Genomic DNA, 21,290 nt, shown 5'->3' with positions numbered 1-21,290 from the left:
ATTTGTGCAAGACTGCTCGCGCTGGCAATTCCTGAGTCGTGGTGAAGTAACTGCGCCTGAGATCTTGCGCGGGCACGGGGCAGGCGCCTCAAGGCCCGACAGCAGTTGGGCTGTGAGGTGCGGCCCAAGATGTCTAGGAGAACAACCATGGCAGAAGGAACCGTTAAGTGGTTCAACGCTGAAAAGGGCTTCGGCTTCATCGAGGTCGACGGCGGCGGGGCGGACGTGTTCGTGCACTACAGCGCGATCGAGTCCACCGGCTACCGGTCCCTCGACGAGGGCCAGCGGGTCGAGTTCGACACGACCCAGGGGCCGAAGGGCCCCCAGGCCGAGAAGGTGCGCGCGATCTGATCGCACGTAATGCTTGAGGAACGGCGCCGGTCATTGCGACCGGCGCCGTTTCGCTTGTCCTAGCGCCGTGTCCTGGCGCATGGCGTCGGCCATGGCTGCCGCCCCGGGATCGGATTCGCCGTCGAGCCCGTCGATCACTCCGGCCCGGTCGGCGGCGGAGCGGTTCTGGCTCAGCTTCGCCTTGCCGGTCACCCCGGTCACGGTCACCTCGATGCCGACGATGCCGCGCAGTTGCCCGGTCACGAACGCATCGGGTGCGTCGGTGACGGCCCAGGGCTGCTCCCGGTCAGCCTCCTGGAGGCGGGTCAGTTCGGTCACCGCGTGCCGCAGCCAGTCCGGGTCGCGGTACACCCGGACGGTGCCGGTGAGTTCGACCGCCGTGTAGTTCCAGGTCGGCACGACGCGGCCGTGCTCGGCCTTGCTGGCGTACCAGGACGGCGAGACGTACGCGTCCGGCCCGGCACTGATCAACAGGCACGGCTGATCCTCGCGGAGCAGCTTCCAGTGATCATTCGCGATCGCGAGATGCGCGATCACGGTGGACTCGCGCCAGATGATCGGTAGTAGGGTCGCCGCCGGGCGACCGGCCTCGTCGGCGGTGATCAGCCAGGCGGTGCGGTTCGCCTCGACCATCGCGCGGAGTTCGGTTTCGTCGGTGACCTGGTTGGCTGGCGGGACATACATGGAGCCATTGTCAGCCTCGCCGAGCGACGACCGCGACGGTGGTGTACGTCAGCGTGAAGCGGCCACCGGCGGCGTCGATGGCGGCACCGAACGATGCCTACACCGTCCAGCTCCCGTACCGAGATTCTCCGCGTCTCGCACGTCGCCTGACTCCCTCACGGGTCGGTGTCGCGAAAGCTCCTCAGCTCGAACGCTGGACGGCTCTGAAGCGCCTTATCGGTCGAGCTGAGGAGGAAAAGCGACAACATTCTTGATACGTATTGACAGCCTCGGGATCCCGAGGTTTTATACGTACTAACATCCGTCGGACGAAGAGGTGACCGTGGCAGAGCTGGACGCAGACATCGCCGTGATCGGTGGTGGGCTGGGCGGCGTCGCCGCGGCGCTCGCCGCCGCCGAGTCGGGAGCCCGGGTCGTGCTGACCGAGGAGTCCGACTGGATCGGCGGGCAGCTGACCAGCCAGGGTGTGCCGCCCGACGAGCATGCCTGGATCGAGCAGTTCGGCTGCACCCGGAGCTATCGGCGGCTGCGCAACGAGATCCGCGATCACTACCGCCGCTGGTATCCGCTGACCGCCGATGCCGCCGCCGACCCGTTCCTCAACCCGGGCGACGGCCGGGTCAGTCGGCTCTGCCACGAGCCGCGGGTCGCCGCCCTGGTGCTCGAGTCTCTGGTCGGTCCGCTGATCGCGGCCGGCCGGCTCACCGTGCTCCGCGAGCACCGACCGGTCGCCGCGGCGGCCGACGGCGACCGGATCACCGCCGTCACGGTCCGTGACCGGGAGGGCTCCGAGACCACGATCACGGCGCCGTACTTCCTGGACGCGACCGAGCTCGGCGACCTGCTCGCGTTGGCCGGGGTCGAGCACGTGACCGGCTTCGAGTCCCGCGACGACACCGGCGAGCCGTCCGCGCCCGAGTTCGCGCAGCCGGACAATCAGCAGGCGATGTCGTGGATCTTCGCGCTGGAGCACCGGGACGGCGAGGACCACACGATCGACCGGCCGGCCGACTACGCCCGGATCGCCTCGTTCGTGCCGAACGGCTGGCCCGGCCCGCAGGTGGGTCTGACCGCACCGGATCCGCGCACCCTCGCCACGGTGACTCGGGAGTTCCTGCCGAACGCCGAGACGGGGCCGGTGGTCGCGGACCAGAGCAAGGATCCGGGTGACAAGGAGTTGTGGGCGTTCCGCCGGGTGCTGTCCCGCCGGGTGTTCCGGCCGGGCTTCCTGGCCAGCGACGTGACGCTGGTCAACTGGCCGATGATCGACTACCTCGACGGCAGTCTGATCGGCGCCGACGAGCCGGAGCGGCAGCGTCACCTCGCCGGGGCCCGGGAGCTCAGCCGCTCGATGCTCTACTGGCTGCAGACCGAGGCGCCGCGCCCGGACGGCGGCACCGGCTGGCCCGGCCTGCGGCTGCGCGGTGACGTGCTCGGCACCGAGGACGGCTTCGCCAAGCTGCCGTACATCCGTGAGTCGCGCCGGATCGTCGCGCGGACCACGGTGGTCGAACAGGACCTGTCGTACGCGATCCGCGGCGAGGCCGGTGCGCGCAGCTACCCGGACTCGGTCGGCGTCGGGATGTACCGGATCGATCTGCATCCGTCGACCGGCGGCGACAACTACATCGACGTGGCGAGTTGCCCGTTCCAGATCCCGCTCGGCGCGCTGCTGCCGGTCCGGGTGACCAACCTGCTCGCGGCCGCGAAGAACCTCGGCACCACCCACATCACCAACGGCTGCTACCGGCTGCACCCGGTCGAGTGGAACGTCGGCGAGGTCGCCGGCCGGCTCGCCGCGCACTGCCTGGCGACCGGGCGGTCACCGGGCGAGGTGGGCGAGAAGCCCGAGCTGTTCGCCGAGTTCTCCGCCCTGCTGGACCAGGCCGGGGTGGAGACCGCGTGGCCGGAGATCAAGGGCTACTGATGATCATGAACGGAGAAGGCGGCGAGCTGGTCAGGGGCGTGACCGTTCCGGTGATCACTCCGCTGGCACCGGTCGGCGGGACGATGCGTCCGGACGCGGCCGGCCTGGAGAAGTTGTACGGGGCGTTCGCCGCGGCCGGGATCCGGCGGATCATGCTGCTCGGCAGTAACGGCGAGGGTCCGCTGGTGCCGACGCAGTGGTTGCAGCCGTTCGTCCGGGACGCGGTCGCCGCCTGGCACGCGTACGGGCCCGATCACACGATCGTTGTCAACGTCACCGCGCCAGGCACGGCCGAGGTGCTGCTGCGCGCCGAGGCGATCGCCGACGCCGGCGCGGACGGCCTGGTCTGCAGCCCGCCGACGTACTTCCGGCATCGTGACGACGAGGTGATCAAGCACTTCGCCGCGATCACCGCTCTCGGCCGGCCGGTGATCATCTACAACAGCCCGACCTACGCGACGCCGCTCACCAAGGGCTCCCTGGCCGGCCTGCTGGAACTGCCCGGGATCGTCGGCATGAAGGACAGTTCCGGCGATCCGGAGCAGTTCCGGACCATGATCGACTCCGCCCACGCGGCGGGTGTCGGGATCGCCCAGGGCGGCGAGACGGTGGCACTGAGTGCCTTGCAGTCCGGCGCCGACGGGATCGTGCTGGGCATCGCCAACCTGGCGCCGCGGCCGGTCGCGGAGCTCTGGGCCGCGTTCCGGGGCGGGCGAACCGAGGACGCCTCGACCGCGCAGAAGTTGATCACCGAACTCGTCGGGGTGCACCAGATCCGGCGCGGCGTGCCGACGGTCAAGGCGTTGTTGGCGGCCCGCGGCGTGCTGCCGTACGAGGACTCGCTGCCGCCGCTGATCGCCTGTGACGCCGACGAACGCCGCCGCCTGCTCGACCTCGTCCAACCGCACGACGAGGCCTTGATCAACTCTGCCGCTTGACCGTGACACGAAGGAGTGACACCCGCATGATCGCTTCCGCAGGGGGCCCGCCGTTGAGCCGCCGCACGTTCACCGCCTCGACCGTCGGTGCCCTGGCTCTCGGTGCGGTCGGGGCCGGGCTGCCCGGGATCGCTGCAGCCAACGGCCGCCGTCCCCCGTCGTTCGACGAGGTCACCCTCTGGGACGCCGAGATCGACCCGCTGGAGAACTACCACGTACACGGCCTGGCAGTGCTGCCCGGGGACGTGATCCTGGCCGCCACCGAGGGCCGCTACGAGGTCTGCGACGCCGGACCGCGGGACCTGCTGCTCCGGCGCAGCCTGGACGGCGGCGACAGCTGGCAGCCGACCCAGGTGCTGGTGAAGTCGATCGACGGGCAGTCCTGGGGCAACCCTGCCTTCGTCGTCGACGCCGAGACCGGCACCGTCTTCTGCTTCTACATGCTCTCGATCAGGCTGGACGGCAACACCACCTGCTCTGGCGATCGCGGCGACCTGTTCGTGATCTCCAGCGACGACGACGGCGCGACCTGGAGCGAGCCGCGTGACCTGTCCGGCATGTTCGAGCACTTCCCTTACCAGTGGGCGTTGCACGGACCCGGCCCGGGCCACGGCATCCAACTCGCCGGCGGTCGACTGTTGATCAACGTCTCGCACCGGCGGATCATCCTTGGCACCCCCGCCAACGAGCGCTACTACGGCGTCTCCGCGATCTACAGCGATGATCATGGAGCGACCTGGGTGGCCGGTGCCGAGGTTCCGGTGTCGCTGGACTACCCGCTGAACGAGGCCCGGCTGGTGCAGCGCTCCGACGGCACGGTGTTGATCAACGCGCGGGCCAGCTCCGGGGGCAACCGGCAGCGGATCGTCGCGATCAGCCCGGACGGGGGCGAGACCTGGTCGGATCCCAAGCTGGACGGCGCGACCGGCGTCTTCAACGCGGTCGACGCGTCCCTGATCCGCTACACCGGCGGCCCCGGCAGCGGCGACCTGAGCCGGATGCTGTTCGCCCGGCCGGACGCACCGGTGCGACGCAACCTGACCGTGTCGGTCAGCTACGACGAGGGGAACAGCCTCTGGTTCTCCCGGGTGATCACGCCGGAACGCTCCTACTACTGCGATCTGGCCCGGCTGTCCGACGGCACGATCATCGCCCTGTACGGCTGCGACGGAAACATCCCGAGCTTCCCGAAGCGGGTGGCGCTGGCCCGGTTCAACCTGGAGTGGCTGACCCGCGGCCGGGACGGACTCGGCGACCCGCTCGCGTACCGGGAGCGGGTGATCAGCTTCGCCGCCACCCGACCCGTCGGGGGAGCGCTCCGACCGACCAAGATCACCGACCCGATCGCTCGGCACGGCACCCGGGTTCACGTCGACACGACGGCCACCGGCCAGTTCGTCGAGTACGAGTTCGCCGCCGACCCGGGCGACTACCGGCTGCAGCTGCGCTACTTCCGGCCCATGGACGGGGCCGCTCTCGAGGTCAGTCTCAACGGCAGGCCGCTGCCGACCGCGACCGCCTTCGACTCCACCGGCGAGTCGGCCCCGGGCTACGAGCCGGCGTACCTCGGCACGGTCCGGCTGGCCCGTGGCCGCAATCGCTTCCGGATCACCGTGGCGGGAGCCGGCCGCGGCGGCGGTACGGTGCTCGGGCTGGACAGCCTGTCGTTGATCAAGGCCCCGGACCCGGACCGGCCGACCGAGGTGATCATCGACAACGTCCCGCTGGGCTGGCAGCTGGTCAGCGGCACCTGGGGCACCTCGCCGGCCGGCACCCAGGGCGCCTGGAGCAGCAACTACCGGCACCACCCGGCCGGAACCGGCTCGTCCGTGGTGCGCTGGCAGCCGATGATCCCGGCCGCCGGCCGCTACCGGATCCAGTCCTCGATCCTGCCGTTCCCCAACCGGGCCACGAATGCGCCGTTCACCGTGCACCGGGCCGGGCGTCCGGACGAGGTCGTACGCGTTGATCAACAACAGCACGGGACCTGGGATCCGCGCGGCACGGAGTGGCAGACGCTCGGTGAGTTCGACCTTGATCACGGGTTGTCGACCATGATCAGCCTGAGCGATGACGCGGACGGCTACGTCGCCGCGGACGCGATCCGATGGGAACGGATCGAATGAGCACCCCCAAGAGCCGGCGCAGCAGGCCGACCCAGCTGGACATCGCGAAGCTGGCCGGGGTGTCCCAGGCCACCGTGTCAATGGTGATCAACGGCGGCGCCTCCGCACAGTTGATCAAGGAATCGACTCGCGAAGCGGTGCTGGCTGCGGCGGCCGAGCTCCGCTACACGGCGAACCCGGCGGCGCGCAGTCTGCGCGGCGGGCGGAATCACCTGATCGGTCTGTACACGTTCGAGTCGGTGTTTCCGACCGACGACCGCGACTTCTACTACCCGTTCCTGCAGGGCGTGGAGGAGGAGTGCGCGGAGCAGGGCTACGACCTGCTGCTGTTCACGTCGGCGGGCCGGGGCCGGCGCCCGCTGGCCGACGACCGGCTGCAGCGGCTCCGGATGGCCGACGGTTGCGTCATGATCGGCCGGCACGTCCGGACCGCCGACCTGGAGCAGCTCACCGCCGAGCACTTCCCGTTCGTCTTCATCGGCCGCCGCGAGGCGCCCGGCGCCACGATCCCGTACGTGGCGCCCGACTACATCGCCGCGACCGAGGAACTGATCGGCCATCTGGTCGGACTCGGCCACCGCCGGATGATCTACCTGCGGCAGCCGGAGGACACTGCCCCGACGCTGGACCGGCTGGCCGGCCTGGCCAGTGCCCGGAAGCGGTACGACCTGGCGCCGGAGGCGGTGAGCGTCGACGAGCTGTCGTCCACCGCCGAGCTGACTGAGGACCGCGTCCGCGGCTGGCTCGCCGACGGCGCGACGGCGCTGCTGATCGAGCCGAGCGAGGACCACACCTTGGTATCGACGCTGGACGCGCTGGCCGAGAAGTCGAACCTGAGCATCCCCGGCGACGTGTCGATCGCGCTGCTCGGCGACCGGCCGTCCTGGGAGCCGAGCCACCTGGACTGGACCCGGTTCGCCTTGCCTCGTGAGGAAATCGCGCGGCGGGCGGTGCAGGCGCTGATCGGGATGCTGGACGCCGCCGAGCCCGAGCAGACCATCGTGGACTGCACCCTGGTGATCGGCAACTCCTGTGGAGAACCGGGAGGATCGCCGTGATCGGAATGATCATCAGGCGGCTCGCGATCGGGCTGCTGGTGATGTGGGGTGCCGCGACCCTGATCTTCGTGATCATCCGGGTCGCACCCGGCGACCCGGCCGCCGTGCTGCTCGGCCCGGACGCCGAACCGGGCCAGATCGCCCGCCTACGCGCCGAGCTGGGACTCGATCAACCGATCTTCGTGCAGTACGGGAACTACCTGCTGGACACCGTCCGGCTCGACTTCGGCGACTCGTACCGGCTCCGGATGCCGGCGATCGAGGCCGTCTTCGACCGACTGCCGGCGACGATCGAACTGACCCTGACCTCGACGGCGCTGGCCGTGGTCGTCGGGCTCACGCTCGGCATCCTGGCCGGGATGCGGCCGAACACGTGGACGGACCGGATCGTGTCCGGGCTGACCACGATGCTGCAGTCGTTTCCGACGTTCTGGATCGGCATCATGCTGATCTTGATCTTCGCACTGTGGCTGCGGCTGACGCCGAGTGCCGGCACCGGAACGCCGCTGCACATGGTGCTGCCCGCGGTCACGCTGGCGTTCCCGTTCGTCGCGATCGTGGCCCGGGTGACCCGGAGCAGCCTCGTCGAGAACATGGGTGAGGCCTACCTGGACACCGCCTACGCCAAGGGTTTGACGCTCCGCCAGGCCGTGCTCGGCCACGCGCTGAAGAACTCGCTGATCCCGGTGATCACCGTGATCGGCCTGCACATCGGCGCGTTGCTCGGCGGCGCCGTGGTGGTGGAGAACGTGTTCGCCTGGCCGGGGCTGGGCACCCTGATGGTGGAGGCGGTCGGCAACCGCGACTACACGGTGGTGCAGGCGGCGACCTTGATCGTCGCCGGCGTGATCGTCCTGCTCAACCTGGCCACCGACCTCGTCTACCGGGTCCTCGACCCGCGAATCCGTACCGGGAGGACGTCGTGACGACGCTGACGGATACGCGCCCTGCGCTTGTCGAAGGGCCGTCGCCAGGCTCAGGCCGGGTGCGCCTCGGTGCCGGTGGGATGCTGGTGCCGTTGGTGATCATCGGGTTCTACCTGATCGCCGCGGTGATCGGTCCGGCGCTGGTCCCGTACGACCCGATCAACACGCCGCTCGCCGACCGGCTCAAGCCACCCGGAGCGGTGACCTCCACGGGGGCCACGGCCCTGCTCGGCACCGACGCGCTCGGCCGGGACCTGTTCGGCCAGATCATCCACGGCGCCCGGACGTCGGTGATCATCGGCGTCTGCGTGGTGTTGATCAGCCTCGGCGTGGGCGTCCTGATCGGTGCCGTCGCCGGCTTCCGCGGCGGCTGGATCGACGCCGTCCTGGCCCGCTGCATCGACATCCTGCAGGCGTTCCCGGGACTGGTGCTGGCGATCGTGATCGCCGGCATCTTCGCCCGCAGCCTGCTGCTGGTGATCATCGCGCTGTCGGTGACCAACTGGATCTCGTTCGCCCGGGTCACCCGCGGCGTCGTGCTCACCCTGCGCGAGCGGTACTGGGTGGATGCGGCCCGGCTGATGGGCGTGCCCGGGCCGCTGCTGTTGATCAGGCACGTGCTGCCGTTCACGGCGGGCCCGCTGGTGGCGATGGCCACCCTCGAGTTCGCCCTGGTGGTGCTCGCCGAGGCCGGGTTGAGCTTCCTCGGCATCGGCCTGCCGTCGTCGATCGTCTCCTGGGGCCAGACCGTCGCCGCCGGTCGGGCCTATCTCGCCAGTGCCTGGTGGATCTCCGCCTGGCCCGGCCTGGCGCTGTCCGTGCTCGTGGTCAGTGTCGGCATCCTCGGTGATCAACTCACCGCCCGTTTCGGCCGGGCCCGCAGCCGATGACCTTGCTCTCCCACGTAACCAACGGAGGTACATGATCATGACCCGCGTCAGACTGGTGAAAGGACTGGTCGCGGCCGCAGCTCTGCTGCTCCCCCTCGCCGCGTGTACGACGACGACCGGCGGCGGCGGACCCACGGCCGGCGGCGACGTGCCGCAGGAACTTGTTGCCAGCGGTCAGTATCCGGTCGAGAACCTCGACCCGCACTCGGCCAGCGGCGGTTCGGCCGGCATGGACCTGGTGGCCAAGGAGATCTACTCCCGGCTCACCGCGCCCGACGAGACCGGCAAGATCGTCGGCGACCTGGCAACCGAATGGAAACCCAACGACAACGGCGACGAGTGGACCTTCACGTTGCGTGAGGGGGCGACCTTCACCGACGGCAGTGCGCTCGACTCGGCCGATGTTGTCGCCTCGTTCAAGCGCTTCCTCGAGCTGGATTCGCCGCCCGCGGCCAACTTCCCCGGCGTCACCGTGGCCGCTCCCGATCCGAAGACGGTGACGTTCACGACGGAGAAGGCGGATGCGGCGTTGCCGTCGAAGCTGACCACGTTCTACGTGCTGCCGTCCGAGACGGAGGCGAAGGCCGGCGCGGTCGGCGAGAAACCGGTCGGCTCCGGTCCGTACCAGGTCGAATCCTTCGCCGCCGGGCAGGACGTCGTGCTGGTGCCGAACCCGCAGTACTTCGGCGGTGCGCCGACGCTGACCAAGCTCACGCTGCGCACGATCCCGGAGATCTCGACCCGGCTGACCGCGCTGCAGACCGGCGAGGTCGACGTCGTCTGGGGCGTTCCCGATGATCAACTGGCCGAGCTGCGCGCCGCCGGAACGATCAAGACCGAGGCGGTGCAGAGCGCCGGTTCGATCTTGATCTGGTTCAACAGCGAGCGGCCGTTCTTCAAGGACAAGCCGGAGGTACGGCGAGCGCTCTGGCAGGCGGTCGACTTCGCGACGATCATCAAGCAGATCAATCCGGAGACCGGGACCCCGGCCGATTCGGCGATTGCCCCGACCGTGTTCGGGTACGCGCCGCAGACGCCGGTCACGTACGACCCGGATGCAGCCAAGCAGGCACTGACCGAGGCCGGCTTCGACTTCGACAAGACGTACGAACTGCAGTACCAGTCGCAGTTCAAGCCGTTCGTCTCCGCGATCGTGTCCGACCTGGCCAAGATCGGGGTCAAGATCGACGCCCGGGAGAAGGAGCAGGCGGTCTTCATCGAGGACCTGCTGGCGATGCGCTGGGACATCAACTTCCAGCAGGTCGGCACCGCCGGCTACGACGCGTCGACCAACCTGGGCCGGCTCTACACCTGCGCCGCAAAGCGCAACGGCTACTGCAACCCGGAGCTGGACAAGCTGCTCGCCGAGGCCGGATCGAACCCCGACCAGGCGAAACGCGAGGAGCTGTACGCCCAGGCGGGCAAGATCATCTGGGACGACGCCGTCGGCATGTTCCCGATGTTCGTCAAGACCTCCTACGCCTGGAACGACAAGGTGAGCGGCTTCACCCTCGACCCGCAGGGCCTGCCCGCCTTCCGCGCCGCGAAGGTCGCCGGGTCGTGACCTTGCCCACCTCCGACACCAGGGTCGAGACGACCGTGACCGAGCCTGGTCAGCGGCTCCTCACGGTCGACGGCCTGACCGTGAGCGTCGGTGGGCTGACCCTGCTGGACGGCGTCGGGCTGACCATCGACGCCGGCGAGACCCTCGGTCTGATCGGCGAGACCGGCAGCGGCAAGTCGCTCACCTCGCGGGCGATCATCGGCCTGCTGCCGACGGCGATGGACGTGACCGGGTCGATCGTGTGGCGCGGCCAGGAATTGCTGGCCGCGTCGCCCGCCCAGCGGCGCCGGCTGCGCGGCACCGAGATCTCGATGATCTTCCAGGACCCGATGTCCAGCCTGAACCCGACCATGCGAATCGGCCGCCAGGTCGGCGAGGTACTGCGTCGGCGCGGCGTACCGTCCGTCGAGGTCCAGCGCAGGGTGATCGAGATGCTGGAGCACGTCGGGATCCCCGACCCGGAACGGCGGATCGGCAACTATCCGCACGAGTTCTCCGGCGGTATGCGGCAGCGTGCCATGATCGCGATGGCCATGATCGCCGGGCCGTCGCTGGTGCTGGCCGACGAGCCGACGACGGCCCTGGACGTGACCGTGCAGGCCCGGGTGCTGGAGATGCTGCGCCAGGTCCGGGCCGAGCAGGGCTCGGCGATGCTGTTCGTCAGCCACGATCTGCGGGTGATCTCGCACGTGGCCGACCGGGTGTCGGTGATGTACGCCGGGTCGATCATGGAGCAGGGCCCGACCGTCGAGGTGTTGCGGCGTCCCGCCCATCCGTACACGAAGGCTCTGGTGGCCAGCGTCCCGGCCGTCCGGACCCGGACCGCGATCGCCGATCCGCTGCCCGGTGCACCGGCGACCCCGGCGGACCGGCCAACCGGCTGCCCGTTCCGGACCCGGTGCGCGCTGGCCCATGATCGCTGCGTCGAGGAGCGGCCGGTGTTGCGGATCGTCGGTACGGATCGGCTGGCCGCCTGCCATGTCGCCGAGGAGGTGTCACGATGACGGAGTTGATCAGTGCCGGGCCGCTGCTCGAGGTCCGGCGACTCCGGGTCACGTTTCCCGTGCCCGGCAAGGGAATCGGTCGGGAACGAGCCGTGGCTGTAGCCGGTGCGGACGTCACCGTCGGGCCGGAGGAGACGGTCGCGATCGTAGGCGAGTCGGGCTCCGGAAAGTCCACCATCGCCCGCAGCGTGGTCGGCCTGCAACGCCCCGATGCCGGCGAGTTGATCTTCGACGGACGCCCGCTGCTGCGCCGTCGCCGGGCCGCGGACCGACGCGCGATCCAGATGGTGTTCCAGGACCCGGCGTCGTCCCTGAACCCACGGATGCGGGTGGCGGAGTTGATCAACGAGGCCTGGCAGACCCATCCCGCCGTTGCTCCGGAGGGCGACCGCCGGGCGGCGATCGCGGCGGCGCTCGGGGCCGTCGGCCTGTCCGCGGACCTCGTCGCTCGCTATCCGGGGCAGCTGTCCGGCGGCCAGTGCCAGCGGGTCAGCATCGCCCGCGCGCTGGCCCTACAGCCACGGCTGCTGGTCTGCGACGAGGCGGTGTCGGCGCTGGACGTCTCGGTGCAGACCCAGGTGCTCCGGCTGCTCGCCGATCTGCGTGCGCAGCGGGAGTTGGCGATGATCTTCATCAGTCATGATCTTGCAGTGGTACGCCAGATCGCCGACCGGGTGCTGGTGATGAAGTCCGGCGAGATCGTCGAGACCGGGATGACCGAGGACCTGTTCAACGCACCGCAACACCCCTACACGCAGGCACTGCTGGATGCCGCCCTGGACCTGAAGGACGTTTCGTGACCTACGCTGAGGTTCAAGATCGGCTGCGGAGCGGCTGGAACACCTGGGACACCCGCAGCGTGCTGCGCCAGGTGCTGCTCCCGTACGGCTTCGGCATCTCGCTCGGCCTGCACGAGCTCTACCGCGGCACCACGCTGACCACCGCGCAGATCGGCCGCCGCGGCACCGTCGAAGGTGGCTGGGACGACGAGGACGTCACGTTCGGCCCGCACGCGCCGCTGGGGGAGTACACCCGGGTCACCGTGCGCTGGGCCGAGATCACGATCGAGGTGACCACCGCCCAGGTGCCCGGCACCGACGAGCTGGTGATCAAGGTCGAACCGCTGGCCAACCAACGGCGCCCGGCCCTGTTGATCATCGGCGCGGCCTACCTGTGGAACAAGCCGGGGACCGTGCGCCGCGGTGACGAGACGCTGGTCGGTGATCATGCCACCGTCTGGTCGACCGGACCGGTCGTTGAGGATCCGTACGCCGATCAACTGGGCCCGTATCTGGCCGTGGAACTGACCGGCCCGATCGGCATCGGCACCGGCCCGCGCCGCACCCTGGACGAGATCGACCGGATCCTGGCCGAGGCCGAGCAGCGGCACTGCCCGGCGCCCGCGGCCGGTGATGATCTTGCCGAGCACCGCGACCTGGTCCGCGACGCGATCTCCTGGAACAACGTCTACGAACCGTCCAAGGACCGGGTCGTGACGACGGTGAGCCGGCTCTGGAACGTCGGCAAGCGCGGCGGCTTCGCCTTGTTCTGCTGGGACAACTTCTTCAACGCCCTGCTCGCCGACCTGACCAGCACCGACGTCGCGTACGCCAACGCCGTCGAGATGTGCCGCGAGGTCGTGCCGGACGGGTTCGTGCCCAACGTCGCGCAGGGGACCGGCCGGAAGACATACGACGGCTCACAACCGCCGGTCGGCTCGATGGTCTGCTGGGAGCTGTATCGCCGGCACGGCGAGCGCTGGCTCCTGGACGAGGTGTATCCGATCCTGCTCGGCTGGAACCGCTGGTGGTGGCGGGTCCGGCACAACGGCACCATGATCAGCCCCGGCACCACGGTCTTCGAGCCCGAGTTCCCGTCACCGCAGGACATTCCGAGAATCGGCAAGCACTTCGGCGCCACCTGCGAGACCGGCGCCGATGATCACCCGGCGTTCCGCGACATCCCGTTCGACGAGGGAACCGGGCTGCTCGGCGTCCACGACGTCGGCCTGAACGCCCAGTACGCGATGGACTGCGAGGCCCTGAGCAAGATCGCCGCGGAACTCGGCCGGACGGGCGAGGCGGAGGAGTTGAGTCAGCGTGGCGAGACCGTCCGGGACCTGATCGAGAAGCTGCTCTGGGACGAGCCGTCGAGCACGTACCGCGGACACTTCACGGAGACCGGCGAGCCGACCGCCTTCCTGTCCCCGGCCAGCTTCTTCCCCTTGCTGGCGGGTTGCGGCTCGGACGGCCGGGCCAAGATCATGACCGACGCCCACCTACGCACCGAGGACGGCTTCGGCGGCGAGTGGGTCCTCCCGTCCTCACCGCGCTCGGAGTTGTTGATCTCCGATCGCGAGCACTCCTACTGGATCGGCCGAGCCTGGCCCCCGATCAACTTCCTCACCTACCTAGGCCTGCGCCGAGCCGGTCTGACCGACGAGGCGACCTGGCTCGCCGAGCGTTCCGGCGCCCTGGCCATGGTCGAATGGCGCGACAAGCGTCACATCCACGAGAACTACTCCAGCGAACACGGCCACGGCTGCGACCGCCCCAACAGCGAACCCTTCCACTCCTGGGGCGCCCTGCTCAGCCTCCCGCTCCTGATCGAATCCGGAACGATCCCCTTCACCGCACTCGCGCCCTGAGCCTGTCGAAGGGCCAGTCCATGCCGCGCCCTGAGCCTGTCGAAGGGCCTAGGGTGAAACGGTGCCACCGTCATACGAGCAGCTGAGTCATCTGTTCCGGTTCTTCGGTGAGACCCAGTGCCGCGGCAGATCGGACGTCTACGCAACGCTCAGCGCAGCGGTGGCCGACGATGATCAGCTTCTCGAACTGACGTCCACGGCACCGCCGGATCAGCGTCGGCCGAGTCTCCTCTTCGCCGCGGTCAACCTGCTGCTCGCCAACGATCAGGACGCCGCCTTGCGCAGCTACTACCCGATCCACGGAGGCACCAGGAAGATCGATGCGAGGCTGGCCCCGACCTTCGCCGCCTTCTGTCGTGAGCACTGGTCGGAACTGGAGCAGCTCCTGGCGACCCGATCGACGCAGACCAACGAGATCCGGCGCTGCTTCGCCCTCCGGCTCGGCCGGCACGAGCTGGCACGGCACTGGCCGGGTCCGGTCCATCTGCTCGAGATCGGAGCGAGCGCGGGTCTCAATCTGATCTTCGATCGCTACGCCTACCGCCTGGACGGAAGTCCGTTGGCCGGCGGCGACGAGTCGACTGTGGTGGTCGAGACCGCGCAGCGGGGAATTACGGCGGACCGGTTGTGGGCCGACCGACCGGCGCCCGTACGGCAGCGCCTCGGCCTTGATCAGCACCCCGTCGATCTCGACGACCCCGAGGCTCGGAACTGGTTGGAGGCGTTCATCTGGCCGGAACGCATCGACGACCTGGCCACGTTGCGCGGGGCGATCGAGGCCTTCCGGACCACGGAGGCCGACGTCCGCCTGGTCCGCGGCGACGCGGTCGCCGACACCGCCGCGGTGATCGACGAACTTCCCGGCGACGAGCCGGTGCTCGTCTTCACCGCGTCCCTGCTCAGCTATCTCGATCAAGATCAGCGGACCGCCTTCGATGATCAACTCCGCTCCGCCGCCGAACGCCGTCGGATCGGCTGGGTCTTCGCCGAAGGCCCTGCTCTCCTTGCACGTTCCGGCATCGACGCCGCCGGACTGTCGGGTCCACTGGCGTCGGTCGTCACGAACTATGCCGTCGGAGTCAGCCTGCGATCGCCCGACACCCGGCATGATCAGATTCTGGCCCTCGCCGAGCCCTACCTGCGGTGGATCGCCCCGGCACGGGTCCCGGACGACGACTTCGCCTGGGCGAGCGACCCCACCGCTCCCTGAGCCTGTCGAAGGGCAGCCACACGCGCTTGCCCGACTCGCCCGCCCCCTTGGCGCAACCAGTCGAAGCGCTGCTGGAATAGCGCCCGTGGGTAGCGCAGCTGAAGGAGTCCTTGCGGCGATTCTGGCGAACCCTCCGTTGACGGAGGGAACGCGCACGCTGCGACGAGTCGAACTGGCTGCGGACCTGCTGGGGTTCGCCCGAGTCGAGATCGCGAATCTGTTCGCCGAGTCGTCCCAGACCACCAACGAGATCGCGCTGCTGGGTGCGAACGAGTCCGGGTGGCTGTCCGCCCGGCAGCCTCTGCTGGACTGCATCACCGGTGCCGAAGGGGTCCTGCTGGCCTACGGTGCTGCCGAGCCGACCGGGACCGCTCGCTCCCACTTTCGGACCCAGGTCGAGTGGCTCCGTGACCGAATCGCCGCGAGCCGGCTGCCCGAGTGGCAGGTCGGCGATGGTCCGCGTCATCCGTCTCGTTGGCAGCGCTGGACGCATCGAGCTCATCCTGGCGTCCCCTTCGCTGAGGCGCTGAGGGACAGCCTGCTGCCGACCAGCACGCCTCGGGCGGAATCGCTGCTGCGGTGAGCCGAGGCTACGGTCGTGGCCGAAGCCGTCGGCTCACCTCGTCCCGGATGGCCCAGATGTCGGCGACCGGGCCGAGGTGACCGAGCTTGTCCGGGTTGATCACGGACTGGATCGCCTGGATCCGCCCGTCGAGGATGTCGAGCACGATCGTCCCGATCACGCCGCCGTCCCGTACCCGCAGAATGGCGCCGGGCTGGCCGTTGATCTCGTGCCGCTCCAGCGTGACGTCCAAGTCGAACACGGGCGGGAAGTTCTTCGCCACCACCCGGGCCACCTTGTCGGCGCCGTGGACGGTCCGGGCCAGTTGCGGGGCCTTGCCGCCGCCGTCCCCGACGAGTTGGACGTCGGCGGCCAGCAGTTCGCGCAGGCTTTCAAGATCACCGATCCGGATCGCGTCGAAGAACCGGTTGGCGAGCTCGTCGTGGGCCCGGCTGTCGGCCTCGAACCGCGTCCGGCCCTCGGCCATGTGCCGCCGAGCCCGTACGACGAGCTGCCGGCAGGCCGCGGGGGAGCGCTCGACCGCGGTGGCGATCTCGTCGTAGCCGTACCCGAACACCTCGCGCAGCACGAACACGGCCCGCTCCAACGGGCTGAGCCGTTCCAGCAGCAGGAGCGCGGCCATCGAGACCGAGTCGGCCAACTCGGCCGAGCGAGCCGGGTCCTGGTAGGGATCGGTGAGCAGCGGTTCCGGCAACCACTGGCCGACATAGGTCTCCCGTCGGGACCGCGCCGACTGCAGCAGATCGATCGAGATCCGGGTCACCACGGTCGAGAGGTAGGCCTTCGGTGACACCGGCGTCGACTCCGCCGCCTCGTAGCGGAGCCAGGTGTCCTGCACCGCGTCCTCGGCCTCGGTGACACTGCCGAGGATGCGGTACGCAATCGCGAACAGCAGCGACCGCAGCTCCTGGAACTCTTCGGCCCGCCCCATGCCCGACCTCCCGTTCAGCCGGCCGAAGCCAGGTGAGCCGCGGCCGCACCGGCCTGGTAGCCGCCGGCCTGCTGCCGGGTGATCACGTTGATCCGGTTGGCGGTGTTGATCATGGCGATCAGCATGACCAGGCTGGTCAACTGCTCCTCGTCGAACTGTTCGGCGGCCCGCTGCCAGACGTCGTCGCGGACCCCGTCCGGGCTGTCGGCGAGCCGGGTGCCGTGCTCGGTCAGCTCGAGAGCCGCCCGCTCGGCGTCGCTGAACACGGTCGCCTCCCGCCAGGCCGCGACCAGGTGGAGCCGCTCCGAGGTCTCGCCGGCGGCCGCCGCTTCCTTCGTGTGCATGTCGATGCAGGGACCGCAGCCGTTGAGCTGGCTGGCCCGCAGCGAGACCAGCTCCTGCAGGCTCGTCGGCAGCGACGAACCGGCCAGAGCCTTGTGGGCACCGATCATGGCCTTCATCACCGGCATGGCGGCCGGGTTGCCCATCAGGTTCAGTCGAGCGTTCATGGTGACTCCTCCGTCGAAATCGGATGCGTGACCACCCCGAAGACGAAACAGCCGGCCCGCCTGTGACATGGCGGTCAGATTCCCTGCTCGTGGAGGTAGTCGGCGCCGCCGACGAAGATCGTTGTGCCGCTGGGTGCCGCGGGATCGAGGGCGGCCGCGACGACGGCCTCGGCGAATTCCGGGACGGTCAACACGCGGCCTGCCCCGGCTTCGCGGGCGGCGACGGTGCCGGGCTGGGCACGTTCCAGCATCTTCACGGTGATCGTGTCGGCGATCAGGTCGCCGGACACGACGGTGAGCCTGAGCCCTGCTGCCTCCAGCGCTGGGATCCGCTCGCGCAGGGCGTGCTCGCCGGCCTGCTTGCTCTCCGCCACCGGCCGGTACGCGTCCGGAACCGCGCGCTGACCGAAGAAGTGGGCCTGGTGACTGGTCACGAACACGACCCGCCCGCCCGGTCGCAGCAGCGGCAGCATCGTCTCGACCACGGCGACCTGGGCGTCGCGGTTGAGTCGCATGGCGTACGTCTCGTCGGCGTCGCGTTCCATCCCGCCGGAGGCGTTCAAGATCAGGAAGTCCAGCCCGCCGAACTCCTGACCGATCTCGTCGCGCAGCCGTTCCACGGAGGTGGGATCGGTGACATCGGCCTGGACCGTCAGCACGCGTCCGCCGGCGGAGCGGAGCTCGTCGGCAAGGGCATTGGCCCGGCTGGCCTTGTCGCGGTAGTTGACGACGGCCGCGATTCCCTGCCGTACCAGCCCTCGAACGGTTTCGGCGCCGACTCCCCGGGACGAACCGGTGACGAGCGCGACCTTGCCGGCATGATCATCCACGTTCGTACCCTCGCACAGGACGGATGTCTGGTCCGTGGCAGGTCGGCCGTGAGGGAGGGTGCCTAGTCGAGATGATCGGTCCGGTTGAGCCGGGCGAGCTCGTAGGGATGATGGTGATCATCCTTGCGGAGCAGGCTGATGCCGCCGGACGTCACTCGAAAGTAGGCGCCTGGTGCGGCCTGGATCGGCATCCCGATCCAGGCCGCGAACAGGTAGCTCGCCGTACCGCCGTGCGTCACGACCACCTGATGCTCGGCCGGATCGTCCCGAATCCGTTGCAGGGCGGCATAGATCCGCTCGACGACGGCCATCCTGGTCTCCGTACCCGGGATGCCCTCGTCGTGGCGCGTCCAGTCCTCGCCGTCTGTCGCCGGCACGAGATGATCTTGAAGCCAAGCCTGCGGCTTCCCGCCCGCCTCGCCGAACGAGCGCTCCCGAAGATCGGGATCAACCTTTAGCGGCGACGAGAGCCGGCCTGCGATGATCTCTGCCGTACGCCGGGTCCGCAGCAGGTCGGACGTATAGATGGTGGGAATTGTGTCGCCGAGATCCCCGGCCAGGGCATCCGCGATCCGCCCGGCCTGGGCGACCCCGCGCTCGGTCAGGTCGGAGTCGTACCACCCGCCGACCAGACCGTCGACATGATGAGTGGCCTCGGGATGGGTGACGACGTACACATTCTTCACAATGATCAACCCTCGCACGCCGAGCAGGGAATGATGTTCACCATGACCTGGGACACCGCCGACCTCGACCTCGACGCCTACCTGGCCCGAACCGGCGCCACCGCCGAACCGCCCTCTCTGGAGGCCTTGGGCCGCCTCCAGACCGCGCACGTGCGTACGTTCCCGTTCGAGAACCTGGATGTGCTGCTGGAGCAGCATCCCGGGGTGTCGCTGGCTGCCGTACAGGACAAATTCGTGCGCAGGCACCGAGGCGGCTACTGCTTCGAGCACGGCACACTCTTCCACGCTGTCCTGACCCAACTCGGCTACGACGTCGAACCCCGCCTAGCTCGAGTAGGCGATGCCCAAGCGTCCCCGCGCACCCACCTGGTCTTGATCGTCACCTTCGACGGCCGCCGGTACATGAGCGACCCCGGCATCGGCATCCCACCCCTGGTCCCAATCGAACTAGCCGACGGAGCCGAGACCGAAACTGGCCTTTGGCCGCACCAGATCCGGGTCGCTGATTCGGAACAACCAGGCGGCCAAGCCTGGCAACTCTGGCGCAAGCGAGCCGGCGACTGGGAGTTCATGCACTCCATCGACGAACTCCCCGTCCGCCGAGTCGACGTAGAGATGGGCCACCACTGGACCAGCACCGCCCCCACCACCCACTTCCGCACCTCCCTGATGCTCAACCGCCACGGCCTCGACCCGGACGGAACCCCCACTCTCCTCACCGTGACCCTCGACTACGTGGCCATCGGTCGAGCGGCCGGAGAGCCGGAGCGGCACGACTACGACCCCGACGACCTCCAGGACCTCGCACAACGAGCGGGTGCGAACCTGTCGGACGACGAGGCCAAGCGCCTGGCCGTCCGCGTTCGCGAACTACGCGGGTAGCCCATGTCCTATGAGGAGTCCTACGTCGGATCCCTGCGCCAACTGGTCGGCGATCGCCGCCTGATCACCCCAGGCCCACGCGCCGTGATCACGGACAACCATGATCGACTTCTGTTCATTCGCCGCTCCGACAACGGCGCCTGGGCCATGCCGGCGGGCGGAATGGAGTTGGGCGAATCGTCTCGGACGCCCCGGTCCGCGAGGTCCGCGAGGAAACCGGCCTGACCGTCGAAGCGGCCGCGCCGATCGCGCTCTACACGGAGAAACGCTTCTGGTTCACCAACGCCTACGGCGGCCAACACCAGATGTTCACGGTGACCTTCCAAGTCGACCGCTGGTCAGGATCGCTCCTCAGCGAGACCGACGAAACCGTCGATGCACGCTTCTTCGATCGATCGGCTCTGCCCGAACTTCACCCGGTGTATCGAGAGACGCTGGAGGATTTCGACACCTTCGCGGACTCCCTGGTCCTGAAGTAGATCCCGATTCCGATCAATCCGGATGACTTTGTGCCGAGAGGCCAGCAAAGATGCGATCCTCTGACTGTGGTGGACCTGCCCGGAGAACTCACCAAGCGTGAGGCTCTCATGCACGCACTCGCGACAGAGTTCGCACAGCGCGCTGTGCTGACCTCTCAATGGCTCGGCCGGGTCGACTTCGGTTGGGGTCCGCAGCGGATCAAGGATGTCAGCAAGGGCATCTGGAACCCGTCCTCGTACGCTGCGACGTTGACGATCGTCAGCGACCCCGACAGTGAGTACGACGACGGTGATCATGGCGACTCGCTGTACCGCTACTCCTACGAGAAGCGGCCGATTGGTCAAGATCCCGGCGGTGGCTCGAACGCAAAACTACGTGAGGCCATGCGGCTCAGTCTGCCGATCGTCATGCTGCGCAAGGTTGCCGCAGGTGAGTTCGTCCCGATCATGCCTGTGTACGTGGTCCGAGAGGAGCCCGAGCATCGGCGCTTCCTCCTGGCTCTGGACGAGAGTTTGCGCTTCCTTCCTGACCCGTCGAATCTCACGGATGATCAACGGCGCTATGTCGAACGCGTGATGAAACAGCGGGTGCACCAGCCTGTATTCCGTTCCCGCGTGCTCAGTGCCTACGAGCGCAAGTGTGCGGTCTGCGATCTCAGGAAGCCACCACTCCTCGACGCCGCCCACATCACGCCCGACTCCGCGAGCTACGGCCACCCACTGGTCGCGAATGGGCTTGCACTCTGCAAGATTCATCACTCGGCGTACGACGAGAACATCCTGGGAATCTCCCCTGACTACGTCGTCCACATCAATCACCAGGTGCTCATCGAGGTAGACGGACCGATGCTCAAGTATGGGTTGCAGCAGATGCACCAGCGTCGACTCTGGGTTCCCCCACGAGTTGGGGAACGACCTGACAGGGACCGCCTCGATGCTCGATTCACCGAGTTCAAGCAAGCTGGCTGAGTCAGGGAGCCAAGGACTCATCTTCCTGACCGCTGCTGGTGGAGGCAGGATAAGGAGGCAGCCCGCGGGTCGACTTCCTCGTTGGACTTGTTAGTC

The 21,290-nt window shown here is 68.6% G+C and carries 21 protein-coding genes; 16 read left to right on the top strand and 5 right to left on the bottom strand.

Annotated features, from left to right (window positions below; translation table 11 throughout):
- Positions 1–147 precede the first annotated feature (147 nt).
- The gene (locus BKA15_RS17300) at positions 148–351 is read left to right on the top strand and encodes a cold-shock protein (protein ID WP_179752795.1); all 204 of its coding nucleotides are present in this window, start codon (positions 148–150) and stop codon (positions 349–351) included.
- 30 nt (positions 352–381) lie between these two features.
- On the opposite strand, the gene BKA15_RS17295 is transcribed toward BKA15_RS17300, so the two are convergent.
- Complete coding sequence (locus BKA15_RS17295) at positions 382–1,035, bottom strand: FMN-binding negative transcriptional regulator (protein ID WP_179752793.1); 654 nt, start codon at positions 1,033–1,035, stop codon at positions 382–384.
- 322 nt (positions 1,036–1,357) lie between these two features.
- Here BKA15_RS17295 and BKA15_RS17290 point away from each other — a divergent pair, with 322 nt between their 5' ends.
- The 12 genes from BKA15_RS17290 (at position 1,358) to BKA15_RS17235 (ending at position 15,908) form a co-directional block, all read left to right on the top strand.
- On the top strand, positions 1,358–2,962 hold the full coding sequence (locus BKA15_RS17290) for an FAD-dependent oxidoreductase (protein ID WP_179752791.1): 1,605 nt from the start codon (positions 1,358–1,360) through the stop codon (positions 2,960–2,962).
- The gene (locus BKA15_RS17285; protein ID WP_179752789.1) at positions 2,962–3,900 is read left to right on the top strand and encodes a dihydrodipicolinate synthase family protein; all 939 of its coding nucleotides are present in this window, start codon (positions 2,962–2,964) and stop codon (positions 3,898–3,900) included. The genes BKA15_RS17290 and BKA15_RS17285 overlap by 1 nt, the downstream gene beginning before the upstream one ends.
- A gap of 26 nt (positions 3,901–3,926) precedes the next feature.
- Positions 3,927–6,026, top strand: a complete 2,100-nt coding sequence (locus BKA15_RS17280; RefSeq protein ID WP_179752787.1) for an exo-alpha-sialidase — start codon at positions 3,927–3,929, stop codon at positions 6,024–6,026.
- Entirely contained in the window at positions 6,023–7,084 is a 1,062-nt protein-coding gene (locus BKA15_RS17275; protein ID WP_179752785.1) for a LacI family DNA-binding transcriptional regulator, read from the top strand. Before BKA15_RS17280 ends, BKA15_RS17275 begins: the two co-directional genes overlap by 4 nt.
- A gap of 5 nt (positions 7,085–7,089) precedes the next feature.
- The gene (locus BKA15_RS17270) at positions 7,090–8,010 is read left to right on the top strand and encodes an ABC transporter permease (RefSeq protein ID WP_179752783.1); all 921 of its coding nucleotides are present in this window, start codon (positions 7,090–7,092) and stop codon (positions 8,008–8,010) included.
- A gap of 59 nt (positions 8,011–8,069) precedes the next feature.
- Positions 8,070–8,900, top strand: coding sequence for an ABC transporter permease (locus tag BKA15_RS17265; RefSeq protein WP_179752781.1), 831 nt, complete (start codon positions 8,070–8,072; stop codon positions 8,898–8,900).
- A 31-nt stretch (positions 8,901–8,931) separates the two neighbouring features.
- On the top strand, positions 8,932–10,464 hold the full coding sequence (locus BKA15_RS17260; RefSeq protein WP_179752780.1) for an ABC transporter substrate-binding protein: 1,533 nt from the start codon (positions 8,932–8,934) through the stop codon (positions 10,462–10,464).
- The gene (locus BKA15_RS36425) at positions 10,461–11,468 is read left to right on the top strand and encodes an ABC transporter ATP-binding protein (protein ID WP_218871422.1); all 1,008 of its coding nucleotides are present in this window, start codon (positions 10,461–10,463) and stop codon (positions 11,466–11,468) included. The genes BKA15_RS17260 and BKA15_RS36425 overlap by 4 nt, the downstream gene beginning before the upstream one ends.
- The gene (locus BKA15_RS17250; RefSeq protein ID WP_179752778.1) at positions 11,465–12,268 is read left to right on the top strand and encodes an ATP-binding cassette domain-containing protein; all 804 of its coding nucleotides are present in this window, start codon (positions 11,465–11,467) and stop codon (positions 12,266–12,268) included. The genes BKA15_RS36425 and BKA15_RS17250 overlap by 4 nt, the downstream gene beginning before the upstream one ends.
- Positions 12,265–14,115 carry an MGH1-like glycoside hydrolase domain-containing protein gene (locus BKA15_RS36900; RefSeq protein WP_179752776.1) on the top strand — a complete coding sequence of 617 codons (1,851 nt, stop codon included), beginning with the start codon at positions 12,265–12,267 and terminating at the stop codon, positions 14,113–14,115. The genes BKA15_RS17250 and BKA15_RS36900 overlap by 4 nt, the downstream gene beginning before the upstream one ends.
- Positions 14,116–14,176: 61 nt before the next feature.
- Positions 14,177–15,325 carry a DUF2332 domain-containing protein gene (locus BKA15_RS17240; RefSeq protein ID WP_179752774.1) on the top strand — a complete coding sequence of 383 codons (1,149 nt, stop codon included), beginning with the start codon at positions 14,177–14,179 and terminating at the stop codon, positions 15,323–15,325.
- 136 nt (positions 15,326–15,461) lie between these two features.
- Positions 15,462–15,908: a DUF1643 domain-containing protein gene (locus tag BKA15_RS17235; protein WP_179752772.1), complete on the top strand. Its 447-nt coding sequence runs from the start codon at positions 15,462–15,464 to the stop codon at positions 15,906–15,908.
- A gap of 7 nt (positions 15,909–15,915) precedes the next feature.
- Here BKA15_RS17235 and BKA15_RS17230 read toward each other — a convergent pair whose 3' ends face one another.
- The 4 genes from BKA15_RS17230 to BKA15_RS17215 form a co-directional block, all read right to left on the bottom strand.
- On the bottom strand, positions 15,916–16,839 hold the full coding sequence (locus BKA15_RS17230; RefSeq protein WP_179752770.1) for an RNA polymerase sigma-70 factor: 924 nt from the start codon (positions 16,837–16,839) through the stop codon (positions 15,916–15,918).
- Between the two features lie 14 nt (positions 16,840–16,853).
- Positions 16,854–17,348, bottom strand: coding sequence for a carboxymuconolactone decarboxylase family protein (locus BKA15_RS17225; protein ID WP_179752768.1), 495 nt, complete (start codon positions 17,346–17,348; stop codon positions 16,854–16,856).
- Positions 17,349–17,422: 74 nt separating this feature from the next.
- The gene (locus BKA15_RS17220; RefSeq protein WP_179752766.1) at positions 17,423–18,178 is read right to left on the bottom strand and encodes an SDR family oxidoreductase; all 756 of its coding nucleotides are present in this window, start codon (positions 18,176–18,178) and stop codon (positions 17,423–17,425) included.
- 62 nt (positions 18,179–18,240) lie between these two features.
- Positions 18,241–18,864 (bottom strand): histidine phosphatase family protein, encoded by a 624-nt coding sequence (locus BKA15_RS17215; RefSeq protein WP_179758525.1) that lies wholly within the window; start codon positions 18,862–18,864, stop codon positions 18,241–18,243.
- A gap of 42 nt (positions 18,865–18,906) precedes the next feature.
- Between BKA15_RS17215 and BKA15_RS17210 the strand changes: the two genes are divergently transcribed.
- The 3 genes from BKA15_RS17210 (at position 18,907) to BKA15_RS17200 (ending at position 21,194) form a co-directional block, all read left to right on the top strand.
- Positions 18,907–19,746 (top strand): arylamine N-acetyltransferase family protein, encoded by an 840-nt coding sequence (locus BKA15_RS17210; protein WP_246322367.1) that lies wholly within the window; start codon positions 18,907–18,909, stop codon positions 19,744–19,746.
- A 140-nt stretch (positions 19,747–19,886) separates the two neighbouring features.
- Positions 19,887–20,225: an NUDIX domain-containing protein gene (locus BKA15_RS17205; RefSeq protein ID WP_218872156.1), complete on the top strand. Its 339-nt coding sequence runs from the start codon at positions 19,887–19,889 to the stop codon at positions 20,223–20,225.
- 66 nt (positions 20,226–20,291) lie between these two features.
- Positions 20,292–21,194, top strand: a complete 903-nt coding sequence (locus tag BKA15_RS17200; RefSeq protein ID WP_218871413.1) for an HNH endonuclease — start codon at positions 20,292–20,294, stop codon at positions 21,192–21,194.
- The last annotated feature ends 96 nt before the right edge of the window (positions 21,195–21,290 follow it).

The sequence above is a fragment of the Microlunatus parietis genome, from assembly GCF_013407955.1.
Lineage (GTDB): Bacteria > Actinomycetota > Actinomycetes > Propionibacteriales > Propionibacteriaceae > Microlunatus > Microlunatus parietis.
This window is presented reverse-complemented; position numbering and strand designations above follow the sequence as displayed.